The sequence below is a fragment of the Enterovibrio sp. QJM3NY_24 genome (assembly GCF_057786035.1).
The window spans coordinates 816,167-831,291 of record NZ_CM173519.1; the positions used below are offsets into that span (position 1 = coordinate 816,167).

A 15,125-nucleotide genomic window follows, 5' to 3' on the forward strand; every position below is an offset into this window, starting at 1 on the left:
GCATGTATGCTGGCTTTTTTTTTATTGTAAGGGCTTGGATTAACTACGCAAACTTCTTGTCATAGTGAAGGCTCGGGATCATCACCATAGGATCGGTGACTTCCTTCGCTTTTTCTTTTCCAGCCAATACCAACACAATCTCAACGGCAAATTCCAACGCAGTGCCCGGACCTTGGCTGGTGATCAGTTTGTGGTCGTGATCGGTAAATACACGCTTAGTGTTCCTCTTTTCCTCGTTAATCTGTTCGATAAACGCAGGGTGACACGCTTTGTGTGCATCAGGGAACAAGCCGTTTTTCTCGAGTACTAACGCAGGGGCTGCGCAGATAGCCGCTACCCATTTTTGATCGCAGTACTGCTGACGGAGCATTTCCAGTACCAACGCGCTTTCGCCCAAACACGTCGCGCCTTCGACTCCACCGGGTACCACAATACAGTCGTACTCTTCGTCAGCGACTTTGACTAATGGTGCGTCGGCAAGGATCTTTACGCCGCGGGAGCAAGTCACGGTAAGGTCTCCATCTTCTGCCGCACTGGCGGTAGTGACGTTAAAACCGGCTCGTACCATAATATCCATCACAGCTACGGCTTCAATTTCTTCCGTGCCCGGAGCGAGGCACACCAATACACTAGGTGTTGTCATAGGATGATTCCAAATTCTTGATAGCCTTGTAGAGCGCCGTATTTTTTGGTGTGGCGATACCGTGTAATGCAGCTCTTTTGATTAAATAGCCCGTAATGAAATCAATCTCTGAGCGTCGCTGGTGGAAGATATCGCGATTCATCGACGAGTAGTTACTTGCGGTCGCTTGAGCAACGTCCAGTGTTTTGTGAAGAACGTCGTCACCGCTGGTCGCTATTCCTTCTGTATTCATTACTTGGGCAATTTCTTTGCTGAGTAAAAGCAGTTGCTCCTGATAACGCGGAAGCAACAGGTCCCCATTCGGTATTTGATCAATGGCGCTCAATGGATTGATCATACAATTGATAGCGAGTTTGTGCCAAAGCGCTTGCTGGATATGCTCATCCCAGCAACATGGGGAGAGTGCGTGATCTAATACGTCCGCGAGAAAATCGCAGCGTTTACCAAGTGCGTTAATGCCACCCACTCGTGTTTCACCAATGCCCGTATGTTTAACTTCGGTAGAGGACAACATCAGGCTGCCGTGAGACGTGGTAGCAAACAGCAAAGGATTGTTGCTCACTAAACGTAGCGCCGTGTCAGTGGTTCCCATGCCGTTGTGCATCAGTACCATAGGCATATCAGGATGCAGGTTAGGAAGTATGCGGTGTATCGCGGCTTCGACATGAAATGCTTTCACGCAGATCACTATGCAATCACTGTCTTTGAGTAAATCTGGCTGGTTGGCAGCAAAATACACTGGCTGAGCCTTCTCAAAACCGCGCTCAAGCGTGGCTTCTTGATGGCGAGAGAGAAGGTGCACTTGGTGGCCTGCTTGTCGTAGCTTTAAGCCCCAAAGCGAACCGATTGCACCGGTGCCAACAATCGTGAAATGCATTTTTTATTCCTCTTTCCTGTTTCGAAAACCAGCATACCATTATTGGTTCTTTCATCGAATGGAAAACAAAAAAGGCAGCCTGAAGGCTGCCTCTTGAAGCGCTTTTATACTTCTATAAATTAGAAGTTGTATTGTACGCGGTAGATCATGATGTCTTGGTAATCTTTACGCGCCAACTTGTTTACGGTGTAACGGTAAAGTACGCCCGTTGACCAGTTTTGGTTGATGTTCCACATTGCATTAACAGAGCCGTTTAGACCCCAGTCATCGCCTTGCACTGCTGCGTATGCTTCTTGGCGACCAAACTCGTATTCAGCCCAAGAAGAGAACGTAAAGTTCTGGCTGCCGATGTTGGTGTTGTAGAAACCTACGAAACCAGCCATACCGCCGTTTGCGCCTTTAATGTCACCAGAGTTGATTTCGTGAACACCGATGAATGGCGTAAATGCCCAACCGTCACCGTTAAGGCCAGTGTAACCTAAACCTAGTACACGGTTTTGTTCGTGAAGCGCACCGCCGCGGCCGTCTTCGTCTTTGTCAGTGTTGTAAATTTGAGCATAAAGGCTTACACCAGCATCAGTCAGGTTGTAGTGGATAGTACCTTTTGCCGATGCACCACGATCGCCAGTTCCGCGATCCACACCTTCGTAGTCGTAGAAGCCGTAGATTTGACCCCAAGTAAAGCCTGCGCCGCCTTCGATACCGACTACAGCTTGGTTACGATCTGAAATGTCGCCACCGAAGTTATCGTTATCGTTACCAATACCATGATCCCAAACTTGGTAGTCAGCATACATGCCACCAAAACCAAATAGGTATTCCGCTTGTGCAGGGACAGCCGCTGCTGCTGCCAGAACGCTCAGTGCTACTACAGATTTACGCATCGTTAGCTCTCTTTACATCGTAAGGATTGGAGTGGCAGAGACACCAAATGGTTGGACCTCGCCGTTGCGAGCGCCATTCTATGGGAAAGTTCAAAAAAGAAAATGCAATGAAACCGCAATCGTTTGCTAAATGTGATTTAGATCTCGTTGAAATGGATTACATGAGAGATAAGTGTTTCAAAAGATGACAGAGGTAAAGGATTCAACAGGTTTTAGGGTGGTAATCCGCGACAGGCGTCGCGGATTAAACACATTTAAGTGAGGTTTTGCTTGTCAGTAAGCGCTTGGAAGTGATGCTTGAGTCCAATAATCATGGCGAGACTTGGTACAACCATGATCGTGGTAAGAATGAAGAAAAATGACCATGGATTGAGCCAAGTGATGTCATGCAGCCACTCAAAGCCCTCTATCCAATCGACAGTGGCGCCGCTAAACGATGACAGTGTCGTTCGCCCTAAGTTACCTAGCGATGCGAGCAGAGCATATTGTGTAGCGGAGAATGCGCGTCCTGTTAAGAAGGTCAAGAAAGAGACAAAAGCAATCGTGGCAAATGCACTCGTGAAGTTATCCACGATAATGGTGGCAAGGAAAAGATCTTCGCTTGGACCCACTTGCGCCATGAGCGCAAACATAAGATTGCTAGCTGCCATGGAAATACCACCAATCAGCAGCCCTTTCACCACGCCGAAACGAACGTTGATAGCACTACCAATCAAGGTGAACACCACCATGGCACCCCAGCCAATAAGTTTGGAATAGTGGCCAATTTGTTCGTTACTGAAACCGACTTCTTTGTAAAAAACGATCGACATTCGACCAAGGAATGCTTCCCCAATTTTGAACAGGAAAACGAATAACAGCAGGGTTAATGCGACTTTCACGCCGTTTCGGCGAAAGAACTCCGCAAAAGGCTCAACGAGGGTGACTGACAACCATAGCAAGACTCTGTTTTCGCCATGTTTAAGTCGTTTTGCATAGCGCGCTTCGGCTTCTGCCTGCAATGCTTCACGCTCAGAATCGGGTTCCCCGACGAAAAGTGTAAATAGGATTAATAGTCCAATAAAGACGGCCATCCCGTAATACACGCCATTCCAACCAATGCTATCAGCATTGATGAAGGCGAAATAACCGGGGAGGCTGTAGCCTGTCCACCATCCAATCACTGCCATGGCAGCAGCTTGAGGCATTTTAGACTTTTCCTGCTCCTTGAAGCTGTCGATACGAAAGGCATCAATGGCGATATCTTGAGTCGATGATGCAAGGGCAATGGTCAGCGCCAGCACCGAGGTGAGCCACAAATTGAATGAAGGGTCGGTGTTTGCAATAAATAAGGTGCACACTAACATGATCGATTGCATGAGCACGATCCAACTGCGACGCTGACCTAGTTTATTGTAAAGATAGGGAAGTTTGATTCGGTCAATGAGCGGCGCCCACATCCAGTTAATGGCATAAACCACAAAGATGGAGCCAAATAAACCAATCGCTGTTCGAGTGAGGCCTGCATCCTTGAGCCAACCTGACATGTTTGACCCAATTAAAAGCCAAGGAAAGCCACTTGCACAGCCAAGAAGAAAAACCCATAAGAGTCGGCGGTCAAGGTAACTGTGAACGGTTTCTCGCCAAGTAGGGGATGGTGCTTGGGACATGTAGTGACGTCCTTGTGAGTAACATAAGTAACGTCATGCTACCGTGCTTCAAGGACGAATGCCACGCGCGTAATCAGGAAATTTTCCCTTGTTCATCAAATAACAAGCACATTCTTTTACGCGCCGATTGGCGAAACGATTACCACGTAATTCATCTTCTCGTCTCGACTCGATTAAGTACAACAAGTACCAATAAACAGATTCATAGTTGTCTTTTGGTGAGCCGCTGGGCATCGAAAGCTTCCACCAATCAATAAACTGCTGACGGCATATATCTTTCAGCTCATCATAAGGCGATTGCCTTAAAATGAAGCGGATGACTTCAGCGGCAAACGCCGGGGCATAAGTGTGAATATGCTCATCGGCGAGTGCTTGATTTATTTCAGGTTCGGGATTGTCTGCAATGAGTTTTAGCATTCCCTGATTCCTACGACTAATTGGTAATGATAATTTTCTCAATTAGTATAGGTTGCTGTGGAACATCTCGCATGCCAGCTTGAGCGATTGTGACCGTTTTCGTGTTCGCTATGTTTTCGATAACGTTGAAACCTGAGATCACTTTACCAAAAACGGTATAACCAAATTTGTTAGTAGAACCATTCAAGTTACTGTTATTTTGTAGATTAATATAGAACTGTCGCGTGGCTGAATCCGGCGTGGATTTACGCGCCATCGCAATGGTGCCGCGGTCATTGTTCAATCCATTCTTTGATTCGTTAACCACTTCACCATAAGTGCTCGGGCGCGGATTAAAAGAAGCATCATAGCCGCCACCTTGAACCACAAACCCCTTTATCACGCGATGAAACTGGGTATCTACGTAACTGCCATCTTCGACATAACGTAAAAAATTCTCAACGGACTTGGGCGCTTTATCTGGATAAAGCTCCAGCTTGAAATTGCCCATGTTGGTTTCTACATCAACAATAGGATTGGCAGCCAGTGTAGGAAGTGCCAACGTCATTGTTGCCGCAACAACGATTGATTTAAACAAAGCTCGCATTAAAAGTTCTCGTTCATAAAGGTCATCAGTTGTTTGTCTTGAGCAATGTCTTGCAACACGGCTTCTAGCAGACTGTTAAGTGCGATTTCCATATCTTCAACTGACGCGCTGGTCGCGCCTTCAGACGTTGATTTACCTGTGTAGCGCTTAACAAATTTGTTTTCACCGGTTTCTGCAACCAGCTGGATCTGCACATTGGTAATCATGTCGTGTGAGAACACTGAGTGCTCCACTTTCACCAATGCGTCGAGCAGATCTAAGCGAAGTTTTCCTTTGCCCTCGGTAATAACACGATAGCCTTGAGAGTTTAGCTGTCGGGTGAGTGCATCTTCCAGAACGACACGCACATTTGATGTGGATTGAATGGGTTGCACATTTTTACGGCCATTATCTACAACTGCGACAAACTGCGCGGTTCGTAAATCACGACTTTCAACCGCAACAGATTTGTTTTGAGCAACGGGTACGGGTGAAATTGTAGGTTGAGGTGCGACAGTCAATTGAGGCTCTTGAGGTGCAGAGCAGGCGCTCAAGCCGATGACAAGTCCGGAAACAAGCAGAAGTTTTTTCATGAGTTAACGCATCCCTTTAGAGTCTGGCTATTTGTAAGCTTCGACAATAACAAACTTACGGTTGGAAGCAATGACTTGTGCATTGCCAAAAAGACGTTTCAATTTAGTATGATAGCCGAGGTGCCTATTACCAATGACCACAATTCTGCCCTTGGGTTCAAGAACTCGCTGAGCGTCACAAAACATTTGCCATGCAATGTGATCCGTCACTGCTTGTAGTTGATGAAACGGCGGATTGCACATCACGACATCTGCGCTTTCAGGTGCAAAGTCATCAAGGCAGTTATTGACGAGGCAATGCGTTCTTGTCGGCTCAATACCATGGGTGGATAAATTCAGCGAGGCAGAAGCGATTGCCATGTGGCTTTCATCTACGGCAGTAACGCGTGCTTGAGGATTTAGCTTCGCCGCTTGAATCGCCAAAACACCGTTTCCACACCCTAGGTCAATAATGTGTTTGATGCTTTCGTCATGTGGCATGTGTTGAAGCATCAAATAGGCGGCAATATCCAAACTTTCTGAAGAAAACACGTTGGCATGATTTGCCAGACACAATTGGTAGTCCGGAACATCAAATGACGTCGTTGCTGGGGGCAATATATTCAACGACTTCTCTTTGTTACAGAAAACTAAACGCGCTTTCTTTTTTGCCAAAGAAGTATGGGTTGACCCCAAGTGTTTTTCGAACAGTTTAAGTGTAGATGTATGAATATCTTTGGTTTTTGCGCCCGTGATCGTGGTGAGTTGGGCGCGTTCAAGTTGTGCAATTTGCTGCAACTGCCAAATTAAAAGGCGGTTGTTCTTTGGCAACTTCATCACAACCAGATCGACATCGTCAGGCAGTGTATCCAGCGATGACAAACACCGAACATGAGAAAGCGCATTTTTATTCAGGTTATGTTGAATACTTTGTTGCGATAACAAAGAATCATTAACTGCAGTGACTTGGTAGCCTTTCAGTGAAGCCCAGCAACTAAGCGCACCGAATCCGTCATTCATGATCAGAATATGTGCACCGGATTCCAAATCTGTCGCTTCGATGTGCTCGATGAGATATTCATCGGCAGCATCCCAAGCTTGTAATGTTTCGCTTTTTTGAAGGGGATAGCGACGCAGTTCTAACGCTATGCCTTCGATTTGTAATGTGGTTTTCATGGGGGTATCAGCGAAGCGCTTGTGAGAATGAGGTATATTGTCGCAGATGACAGGAATACTGCAATTGTCTTGCAGCGATCGAAGAAAGACAATGCAGAAAAAAGCTAATATGTAAAAGAGGGACGTATGATTGTTCAAAAAAATATTGAGCAGAAACTGAACACTGCTTTTTCGCCTATCTTTTTAGAAGTGCTTAATGAAAGTAATATGCACAATGTGCCTGTTGGGTCAGAAAGTCATTTCAAAGTGACGATTGTTAGTGGTGACTTTGAAGGGCAGCGTTTAATCACAAGGCATCGTGCGGTAAACCAAACACTGGCGGATGAGTTGAAAAATGATATCCATGCATTGGCAATTCATACATATACTGAGAGTGAGTGGCATGATTTGAATGGGCATTCACCGAACTCACCACCGTGTCGTGGTGGGTCTTTACACGATAACAAATAATAATATCGCGATGGGCTGTTAAACAAACAACCCAATACTGCGCAGTAATATGTTCGACTAAGATTTCCAGCTGTTCAACATAACGGCTTTGGATTCAGAGTATGGCAATGGTCGTCAGCAGATTGTTAAGAAATGTAGTGTATTAATCAATTCAACATTAAGACAGGCTTTCGTGAGTTATGTTGATTTTGTAACACTTTTTACACACTACGTTTGCATGACATTTTGTGCACCGGCTCATACTTATCACTCTCAATTGGCGATAGTTTGCTCAGTTGTTGAAATTTCAGGGTGCATCACGGTGATTGCCGTGGAATAGCATCTTTGGTTGATGATAGAATCCATCGCTTGAAAACTGACCCCGTCCGCAGAATTGTTGCGGATTGGTGATGAGGAAGTTGCGAAGGCTTGGGGTGGTATCATCCCGCCAAACAGTAGAAAGTCGTGTATCAACTGCGCAATAACAGAATTTTTCCCGTTAATGTAGTGCAAGTGCGTATGATTACAATAAAAAAGGGCTTGGATATCCCAATTTCAGGGACTCCTGCTCAGGTGATAAATGATGGCTCAGCCATCACAAAAGTCGCCTTGCTAGGCGAAGAGTACGTTGGCATGCGTCCAACAATGCATGCTCGTGTTGGGGATGTAGTGAAAAAAGGTCAGATTCTTTTTGAAGATAAAAAGAATGTTGGCGTTAAATTCACTGCACCTGCAGCGGGTACTGTGGTTGAGATTAACCGTGGTGCAAAACGTGTTCTTCAGTCTGTTGTCATCGAAATCGAAGGCAACGAGCAAGTCACTTTCAATAAATATGAAGCCTCTGAAATTGCAGGTCTTGATCGCCAAATGGTTGTTGACCAATTGGTGGAATCGGGTCTGTGGACTGCGCTTCGTACTCGTCCATTTAGCAAAAACCCTGCGGTTGATGCGAAACCTTCTGCTGTGTTCGTCACCGCAATGGATACCAACCCTCTCGCAGCAAACCCTGAGCTGATCATTAATGAGCAGCAAGAAGCGTTTGTAGCAGGCTTGGATGTTCTTTCGCGTCTGACAGACGGCAAAGTTTACGTGTGTAAAGGTGAGTCTAGCCTGCCACGTAGCTCGCAGTCTAACGTTGAAGAGCAAGTGTTTAATGGCCCTCACCCAGCTGGTCTGGTGGGTACTCACATTCACTTCCTTCGCCCTGTTGGTGCAGAGTTGCAGGTTTGGCACCTGAACTACCAAGACGTGATTGCGTTCGGTAAGCTTTTCCTTGAGGGTGAGCTGTATACCGACCGCGTGATTGCTTTGGCAGGTCCAGTGGTTAACAACCCACGCCTTATCCGTACGCAAATCGGTGCGTCAATCAATGAGCTGACAAACAACGAATTGATGCCTGGAGAAATCCGTCTCATTTCTGGCTCCGTACTAAGTGGAACACAAGCTGGTGGTGTTCACGGTTACCTTGGTCGTTTCCACTTACAATTAAGTGCGTTGCGCGAAGGTCGTGAAAAAGAACTGTTTGGCTGGATCACTCCAGGTAAAAACAAATTCTCAGTTACGCGTGCGTATTTGAGTCAGTTCTTTAAAGGTCAGCTGTTTAACATGACGACTACCACTAATGGTAGTGAGCGTTCAATGGTGCCAATTGGTAACTATGAGCGTGTTATGCCACTGGACATCGAGCCAACACTTTTGCTACGAGATATCTGTGCAGGCGATCTGGACAGCATGGCTCAGCTAGGTGCACTTGAACTGGATCCTGAAGATCTTGCTCTGTGTACATTTGTTTGCCCTGGCAAATACGATTTTGGCCCGATGTTACGTGAGTGCCTTGATCAAATTGAGAAGGAAGGGTAACCGATGGGCCTGAAAAAATTTCTTGAAGATATCGAACCGCATTTTGAACCGGGCGGTAAGCACGAGAAATGGTTTGCGCTTTACGAAGCTGCAGCGACACTTTTTTACACCCCTGGTCTAGTGACAAAGCGCGGTGCTCACGTTCGTGACAGCATCGATCTGAAGCGCATTATGATCATGGTATGGCTGGCTGTATTCCCAGCAATGTTCTTCGGTATGTACAACTCGGGTAATCAGGCTGTTATGGCACTGAACTCGATGTACAGCGCTGATCAACTTGCAGCCATTGTGGGTGGTAACTGGCATTACTGGTTAACAGAAATGCTAGGGGGTTCGCTGTCTCCTGATGCAGGTTGGGCAAGCAAAATGCTGCTTGGTGCAACCTACTTCCTACCAATCTACGCGACGGTATTTATCGTCGGTGGTTTCTGGGAAGTGTTGTTCTGTATGGTGCGTAAGCATGAAGTCAACGAAGGTTTCTTTGTCACTTCTATCCTGTTTGCGTTGATCGTTCCGCCTACACTTCCTTTGTGGCAAGCAGCTATAGGTATTACCTTTGGTGTTGTTGTTGCAAAAGAAATCTTTGGTGGTACCGGTCGTAACTTCCTGAACCCTGCTCTTGCTGGCCGTGCATTCCTGTTCTTCGCTTATCCTGCACAAATCTCTGGTGATTTGGTTTGGACTGCGGCTGACGGCTTCTCTGGTGCAACGGCGCTTAGCCAATGGGCTGCAGGCGGTCAAGGCGCACTAGTGAACAACGTTTCTGGTAGCACGATCACTTGGATGGATGCTTTCATCGGTAACATCCCTGGTTCTATCGGTGAAGTATCGACGCTGGCTATCTTGATTGGTGGCGCAATGATTGTTGCAATGCGAATTGCATCATGGCGCATCATTCTGGGTACGTTGATTGGTCTTGTTGCAACGGCAACGCTATTCAATATCGCAGGCTCTAGCACCAACCCGATGTTCAGCATGCCTTGGCACTGGCACTTGGTTTTGGGTGGCTTTGCATTCGGTATGATGTTCATGGCAACCGACCCAGTTTCAGCGTCTTTCACCAATAAAGCGAAGTGGTGGTATGGCATCCTGATTGGTGCGATGGCAGTGATGATTCGTGTGGTTAACCCAGCGTACCCAGAAGGTATGATGCTGGCTATCCTGTTTGCGAACCTGTTTGCCCCGCTGTTCGACAACCTGGTAGTACAGGGTAACATCAAACGGAGACTGGCTCGTGTCAAGCAATAACGATAGCATTAAAAAAACGCTGACCGTAGTTGTCGCGCTGAGCCTAGTTTGTTCAGTCGTGGTTTCTTTTGCAGCGGTGTCTTTGCGTCCACTACAGCAAGAAAATGCAGTACTCGATGTTCAGCGTAACATCCTGTCTGTTGCTGGTATTCCTGTTGGAGCGAGCAAGACCGAAGTTAACCAAGCTTTTGAAAAATTTATCGTTCCTCGCCTTGTTGATCTTTCAACGGGTGAGCTAACGGGTACGGAAGCTGAAGCTGAAGCTTATGACCAACGCGTTGCAGCGTCGGATCCTTCTCAATCAGTCAAGCTTGCTGCAGAGCAGGATTTGGCGAAGATTGGTCGTCGCGCTAATTTAGCGAAAGTCTACTTGGTTAAGAATGACCAAGGCGGGACTGACGAAGTGATCCTGCCTATGCACGGTAATGGTCTGTGGTCAATGATGTACGCTTTTGTTGCTGTTGAGACTGACGGTAACACCGTTGGTGGTATCACATACTACCAGCAAGGCGAAACTCCGGGACTGGGTGGTGAAGTTGAAAACCCACGCTGGCGTTCACAATTCGAAGGCAAAGTGCTGTTTGATGACAAAGGTCAGCCAGCAATTCGCATCGTTAAAGGTGGCGCACAACCGGGTGACATCCATGGTGTAGATGGACTGTCGGGTGCAACACTGACTTCAAACGGTGTTCAGCACACATTCGACTTCTGGCTCGGTAACAATGGCTTTGGCCCGTTCCTGAAGATGGTTCAAAAGGGAGAGCTGAACAATGGCTGATACTAAAGAACTGAAAGAGAATCTATGGGCGCCGATACTTAGCAATAACCCGATTGCCCTTCAGGTTCTAGGTGTGTGTTCTGCATTGGCAGTGACCACCAAGCTAGAAACTGCATTTGTTATGACGATAGCTGTTACGTTTGTAACCGCGTTTTCTAACTTGTTTGTTTCGGCTATTCGTCACCACATTCCTAACTCTGTACGTATCATCGTGCAGATGGCGATCATTGCATCGCTGGTCATCGTGGTTGACCAGATCTTGAAAGCGTACGTTTACGATATCTCTAAACAGCTATCTGTATTCGTTGGCCTGATCATCACCAACTGTATCGTTATGGGACGTGCAGAAGCGTATGCGATGAAGTCTGCGCCACTGCCATCATTTATTGACGGCATTGGTAATGGTCTTGGCTACGGCTTCGTACTGATCACTGTTGGTTTCTTCCGTGAACTGTTGGGTTCTGGCAAATTGTTTGGTGTGTCTATTCTGCCTCTGACTTCAGAAGGCGGTTGGTATCAGCCAAACGGTATGATGTTGCTGGCTCCATCAGCGTTCTTCCTGATCGGCTTTATGATCTGGGTTATACGTGAGTTCAAACCTGAACAAGTAGAAGCGAAGGAGTAAGGACGTAATGGAACATTACATTAGCCTTATGGTTCGTTCGATTTTCATCGAGAACATGGCGCTGTCATTCTTCCTAGGTATGTGTACTTTCTTGGCTGTTTCCAAGAAAGTAAAAACATCGTTTGGCCTAGGTGTCGCAGTTATCGTCGTACTGACCATCGCTGTTCCTGTCAATAATCTGGTTTATAACCTGATTTTGAAAGACGGCGCGTTGGCACCAGGCATTGATCTGAGCTTCCTGAACTTTATCACCTTCATCGGTGTTATCGCGGCGTTGGTTCAGATTCTGGAAATGGTCCTAGACCGCTTTTTCCCGCCACTTTACAACGCACTGGGTATCTTCCTTCCGCTTATCACAGTTAACTGTGCGATCTTCGGTGGTGTATCTTTCATGGTTCAGCGTGACTACAATTTCGCAGAATCAGTGGTATACGGCGCAGGGTCGGGGATCGGCTGGATGCTAGCGATTGTTGCGCTGGCAGGTATTCGTGAAAAGATGAAGTATTCTGATGTTCCTCCTGCTTTACGTGGTTTGGGTATTACCTTTATCACTGTAGGTTTGATGGCGTTGGGCTTTATGTCTTTCTCTGGTGTTCAACTGTAAGTCGGGTAAACCGCGATATAAGGATTAGTCAATGGACATTATTCTTGGTGTAGTGATGTTTACTCTTATCGTACTGGTATTGGTTCTGGTGATCTTGTTCGCCAAATCAAAACTGGTACCTTCAGGTGACATCATCATCTCTGTAAATGGCGATTCAAATCTGGCAATTACCACACAGCCAGGTGGCAAGCTACTGACCGCTCTTGCGGGCGCTGGCGTATTCGTTTCTTCAGCTTGTGGTGGCGGTGGCTCTTGTGGTCAGTGCCGCGTGAAGATCAAATCAGGTGGCGGTGACATTCTGCCGACTGAGCTTGATCACATCAGCAAAGGTGAAGCACGTGAAGGCGAGCGCTTGGCCTGTCAGGTAGCAATGAAAACTGACATGGACATCGAGCTGCCAGAAGAAATTTTTGGTGTGAAAAAGTGGGAATGTGAAGTTATCTCTAACGATAACAAAGCAACCTTCATCAAAGAACTGAAGCTGCAAATTCCAGATGGCGAGTCAGTGCCTTTCCGTGCGGGTGGTTACATCCAAATCGAAGCGCCTGCTCACCACGTTAAGTACGCAGATTACGATGTTCCTAAAGAATATCGTGAAGACTGGGAGAAGTTTAACCTGTTCCGTTACGAGTCCAAGGTTAACGAAGAAACCATTCGTGCGTACTCAATGGCGAACTACCCTGAAGAGTTTGGCATTATCATGCTAAACGTGCGTATTGCTACGCCGCCACCTAACAACCCAACTGTTGCGCCAGGCATTATGTCTTCGTACATTTGGTCGTTGAAAGAAGGCGATAAGTGTACGATTTCAGGACCGTTTGGTGAGTTCTTCGCGAAAGATACTGATGCAGAAATGGTATTTGTGGGCGGTGGTGCAGGTATGGCACCAATGCGTTCTCACATTTTCGACCAGCTCAAGCGTCTGAACTCTACGCGTAAGATGTCTTTCTGGTACGGTGCTCGCTCTAAGCGTGAAATGTTCTATGTAGAAGATTTTGACGGCCTAGCTGCTGAAAACGAAAACTTCGTTTGGCACTGTGCGCTTTCTGATCCACTGCCAGAAGATAACTGGGAAGGCTACACTGGCTTTATCCATAACGTGTTGTTTGAGAACTATCTTAAAGATCACGACGCCCCAGAAGATTGTGAGTTCTACATGTGTGGTCCTCCAATGATGAATGCGGCAGTTATCGGCATGCTGAAAGACCTTGGTGTTGAAGACGAAAACATCCTGCTTGATGATTTCGGTGGCTAAACACCGCTAAGTCGAAAAGACAAATGGCTGGCCTTAGGGTCAGCCATTTTGCATATACATCGATACGAACACATCGATATGAATACACAGATACCAATCTCAGTAGATATTTTCGCGTCTCATCAATTGGCTGTCTCTGCGACTGAGATACGTTGCTATCTCACCGCAAATACATACTGCGATTCGTATTAAGCGGACCTCAATCTCCCATCGTAATCATGGTCTGTGTGTCTAATTTCAACCAACTGGATGAAGTAATGAAAAAATTCCTGTTGTCTCTCGGTCTTATTGTAAGCAGCCTGCTTGTGCTTACAGGATGTGAACAAGCACCAAAACAAGTTCATCTAACAGGTTCTACTATGGGGACCTACTATTCGGTGAAATACATGTCGGATGGTGACGTGCCAAGTCATGATGTTATTCAGACCGAGATCGATATTCGCTTGGAGCGGGTGAACGACCAAATGTCGACGTACCGCAAGGACTCCGAGTTGAGTCGCTTTAATCAGCAAAAAGGCAGTGAGCCATTTTCTGTGTCGGCAGATACCGCATTGGTTGTCGCTGAAGCCATTCGTCTCAATAAGCTGTCTGAGGGTGCGCTGGATGTTACTGTTGGGCCATTAGTGAATCTCTGGGGCTTTGGTCCTGAGGGACGACCTGATCGCGCACCTAGTGATGTTCAAGTGGCTGAACGCAGAGCAATGACCGGCATCGAATTTATCGAGGTTGATGGTCATTTTCTGACGAAAACCAACCCTGATCTTTATGTCGATTTATCGTCGATTGCGAAGGGGTTTGGTGTTGATGTGGTTGCTAACTATTTGGCGGAGTTAGGGATTAAAAACTACTTGGTTGAGATTGGTGGTGAACTTCAACTTCATGGCGTGAATGCCGAAGGTGTGCCTTGGCGTATCGCGATTGAAAAACCAAGCACTGAACAGCAAACTGTCCAAGAAATAATTGCGCCGGGTGATATGGCCGTTGCGACGTCAGGGGATTATCGCAATTATTTTGAAGAAGATGGCATACGTTACTCTCACACCATTGATCCAAAAACAGCCAAGCCGATCAATCATCGTTTGGTGTCGGTGACTGTGCTGGATAAATCATGTATGACGGCTGATGGCTTCTCGACTGCCTTTATGGTGATGGGGCCAGAAAATGCACTAGCGCTTGCTAACAGTGAAAATATTCCAGCATTTTTCATTGTAAAGACCGATAATGGATTTAAAGAAATCGCATCGGACGCATTTAAACAATATCTAACACGTTAAGGGTAATGAGATGTCTGAGTATCTGATAACGTTTTCGGTTTTCTTGCTAGTGATTGCTGGCATGGCGATCGGCTACATTATTCAACGCAAAACCATCAGTGGAAGCTGTGGTGGTCTGGGTTCTGTCGGCATTGAAAAAGAATGTGACTGTCCAGAACCTTGTGATGCAAGGCAAAAGCGCGAAGCGCGTGCTGCCAAAGCAGCTGAGTGGAAGAAGAATCAAATCATTTGATCTATTTGAATCATCTGACTCATGAGGGCCAGTCACA

Annotated in this window: 17 protein-coding genes; 9 read left to right on the plus strand and 8 right to left on the minus strand. The window is 46.5% G+C overall.

Translation table 11 applies throughout. The annotated features are described in order from the left end of the window. Positions 1 to 43 precede the first annotated feature (43 nt). The 8 genes from AC3CIC_RS03475 to AC3CIC_RS03510 form a co-directional block, all read right to left on the minus strand. A complete protein-coding gene (locus tag AC3CIC_RS03475; protein WP_488515364.1) occupies positions 44 to 643 on the minus strand; it encodes a DJ-1 family glyoxalase III in 600 nt (199 codons plus the stop codon). Then, the gene (locus tag AC3CIC_RS03480) at positions 630 to 1,520 is read right to left on the minus strand and encodes a 2-dehydropantoate 2-reductase (RefSeq protein ID WP_488515365.1); all 891 of its coding nucleotides are present in this window, start codon (positions 1,518 to 1,520) and stop codon (positions 630 to 632) included. The genes AC3CIC_RS03475 and AC3CIC_RS03480 overlap by 14 nt, the downstream gene beginning before the upstream one ends. A 119-nt stretch (positions 1,521 to 1,639) precedes the next feature. Continuing rightward, positions 1,640 to 2,404 (minus strand): outer membrane protein OmpK, encoded by a 765-nt coding sequence (locus tag AC3CIC_RS03485; protein ID WP_488515366.1) that lies wholly within the window; start codon positions 2,402 to 2,404, stop codon positions 1,640 to 1,642. 254 nt (positions 2,405 to 2,658) lie between these two features. Further along, positions 2,659 to 4,053: an AmpG family muropeptide MFS transporter gene (locus tag AC3CIC_RS03490; RefSeq protein ID WP_488515367.1), complete on the minus strand. Its 1,395-nt coding sequence runs from the start codon at positions 4,051 to 4,053 to the stop codon at positions 2,659 to 2,661. A 48-nt stretch (positions 4,054 to 4,101) separates the two neighbouring features. Further along, on the minus strand, positions 4,102 to 4,470 hold the full coding sequence (locus tag AC3CIC_RS03495; protein ID WP_016959707.1) for a hypothetical protein: 369 nt from the start codon (positions 4,468 to 4,470) through the stop codon (positions 4,102 to 4,104). Between the two features lie 16 nt (positions 4,471 to 4,486). Beyond that, entirely contained in the window at positions 4,487 to 5,056 is a 570-nt protein-coding gene (locus AC3CIC_RS03500; RefSeq protein ID WP_488515368.1) for a peptidylprolyl isomerase, read from the minus strand. Beyond that, positions 5,056 to 5,628: a YajG family lipoprotein gene (locus AC3CIC_RS03505; protein WP_017004684.1), complete on the minus strand. Its 573-nt coding sequence runs from the start codon at positions 5,626 to 5,628 to the stop codon at positions 5,056 to 5,058. Before AC3CIC_RS03505 ends, AC3CIC_RS03500 begins: the two co-directional genes overlap by 1 nt. Positions 5,629 to 5,655: 27 nt before the next feature. Then, positions 5,656 to 6,783, minus strand: coding sequence for a methyltransferase (locus tag AC3CIC_RS03510; RefSeq protein ID WP_488515369.1), 1,128 nt, complete (start codon positions 6,781 to 6,783; stop codon positions 5,656 to 5,658). Between the two features lie 126 nt (positions 6,784 to 6,909). Here AC3CIC_RS03510 and bolA point away from each other — a divergent pair, with 126 nt between their 5' ends. The 9 genes from bolA (at position 6,910) to nqrM (ending at position 15,088) form a co-directional block, all read left to right on the plus strand. Continuing rightward, positions 6,910 to 7,233 carry a transcriptional regulator BolA gene (gene bolA, locus AC3CIC_RS03515; protein ID WP_371732948.1) on the plus strand — a complete coding sequence of 108 codons (324 nt, stop codon included), beginning with the start codon at positions 6,910 to 6,912 and terminating at the stop codon, positions 7,231 to 7,233. A 498-nt stretch (positions 7,234 to 7,731) separates the two neighbouring features. After that, the gene (locus AC3CIC_RS03520; RefSeq protein ID WP_488515370.1) at positions 7,732 to 9,072 is read left to right on the plus strand and encodes a Na(+)-translocating NADH-quinone reductase subunit A; all 1,341 of its coding nucleotides are present in this window, start codon (positions 7,732 to 7,734) and stop codon (positions 9,070 to 9,072) included. A 3-nt stretch (positions 9,073 to 9,075) separates the two neighbouring features. Then, on the plus strand, positions 9,076 to 10,320 hold the full coding sequence (locus AC3CIC_RS03525) for an NADH:ubiquinone reductase (Na(+)-transporting) subunit B (RefSeq protein WP_016959701.1): 1,245 nt from the start codon (positions 9,076 to 9,078) through the stop codon (positions 10,318 to 10,320). Then, a complete protein-coding gene (locus AC3CIC_RS03530) occupies positions 10,307 to 11,098 on the plus strand; it encodes a Na(+)-translocating NADH-quinone reductase subunit C (protein ID WP_016959700.1) in 792 nt (263 codons plus the stop codon). Before AC3CIC_RS03525 ends, AC3CIC_RS03530 begins: the two co-directional genes overlap by 14 nt. Beyond that, positions 11,091 to 11,723, plus strand: coding sequence for an NADH:ubiquinone reductase (Na(+)-transporting) subunit D (locus tag AC3CIC_RS03535; protein WP_016959699.1), 633 nt, complete (start codon positions 11,091 to 11,093; stop codon positions 11,721 to 11,723). Before AC3CIC_RS03530 ends, AC3CIC_RS03535 begins: the two co-directional genes overlap by 8 nt. A 7-nt stretch (positions 11,724 to 11,730) precedes the next feature. Next, positions 11,731 to 12,327, plus strand: coding sequence for an NADH:ubiquinone reductase (Na(+)-transporting) subunit E (gene nqrE / locus AC3CIC_RS03540; RefSeq protein WP_016959698.1), 597 nt, complete (start codon positions 11,731 to 11,733; stop codon positions 12,325 to 12,327). A 31-nt stretch (positions 12,328 to 12,358) separates the two neighbouring features. Continuing rightward, on the plus strand, positions 12,359 to 13,582 hold the full coding sequence (gene nqrF / locus AC3CIC_RS03545; RefSeq protein ID WP_016959697.1) for an NADH:ubiquinone reductase (Na(+)-transporting) subunit F: 1,224 nt from the start codon (positions 12,359 to 12,361) through the stop codon (positions 13,580 to 13,582). Positions 13,583 to 13,839: 257 nt separating this feature from the next. Further along, positions 13,840 to 14,856, plus strand: a complete 1,017-nt coding sequence (locus AC3CIC_RS03550; RefSeq protein WP_017004687.1) for an FAD:protein FMN transferase — start codon at positions 13,840 to 13,842, stop codon at positions 14,854 to 14,856. Positions 14,857 to 14,866: 10 nt separating this feature from the next. Then, positions 14,867 to 15,088 carry a (Na+)-NQR maturation NqrM gene (nqrM, locus tag AC3CIC_RS03555; RefSeq protein WP_016959695.1) on the plus strand — a complete coding sequence of 74 codons (222 nt, stop codon included), beginning with the start codon at positions 14,867 to 14,869 and terminating at the stop codon, positions 15,086 to 15,088. The last annotated feature ends 37 nt before the right edge of the window (positions 15,089 to 15,125 follow it).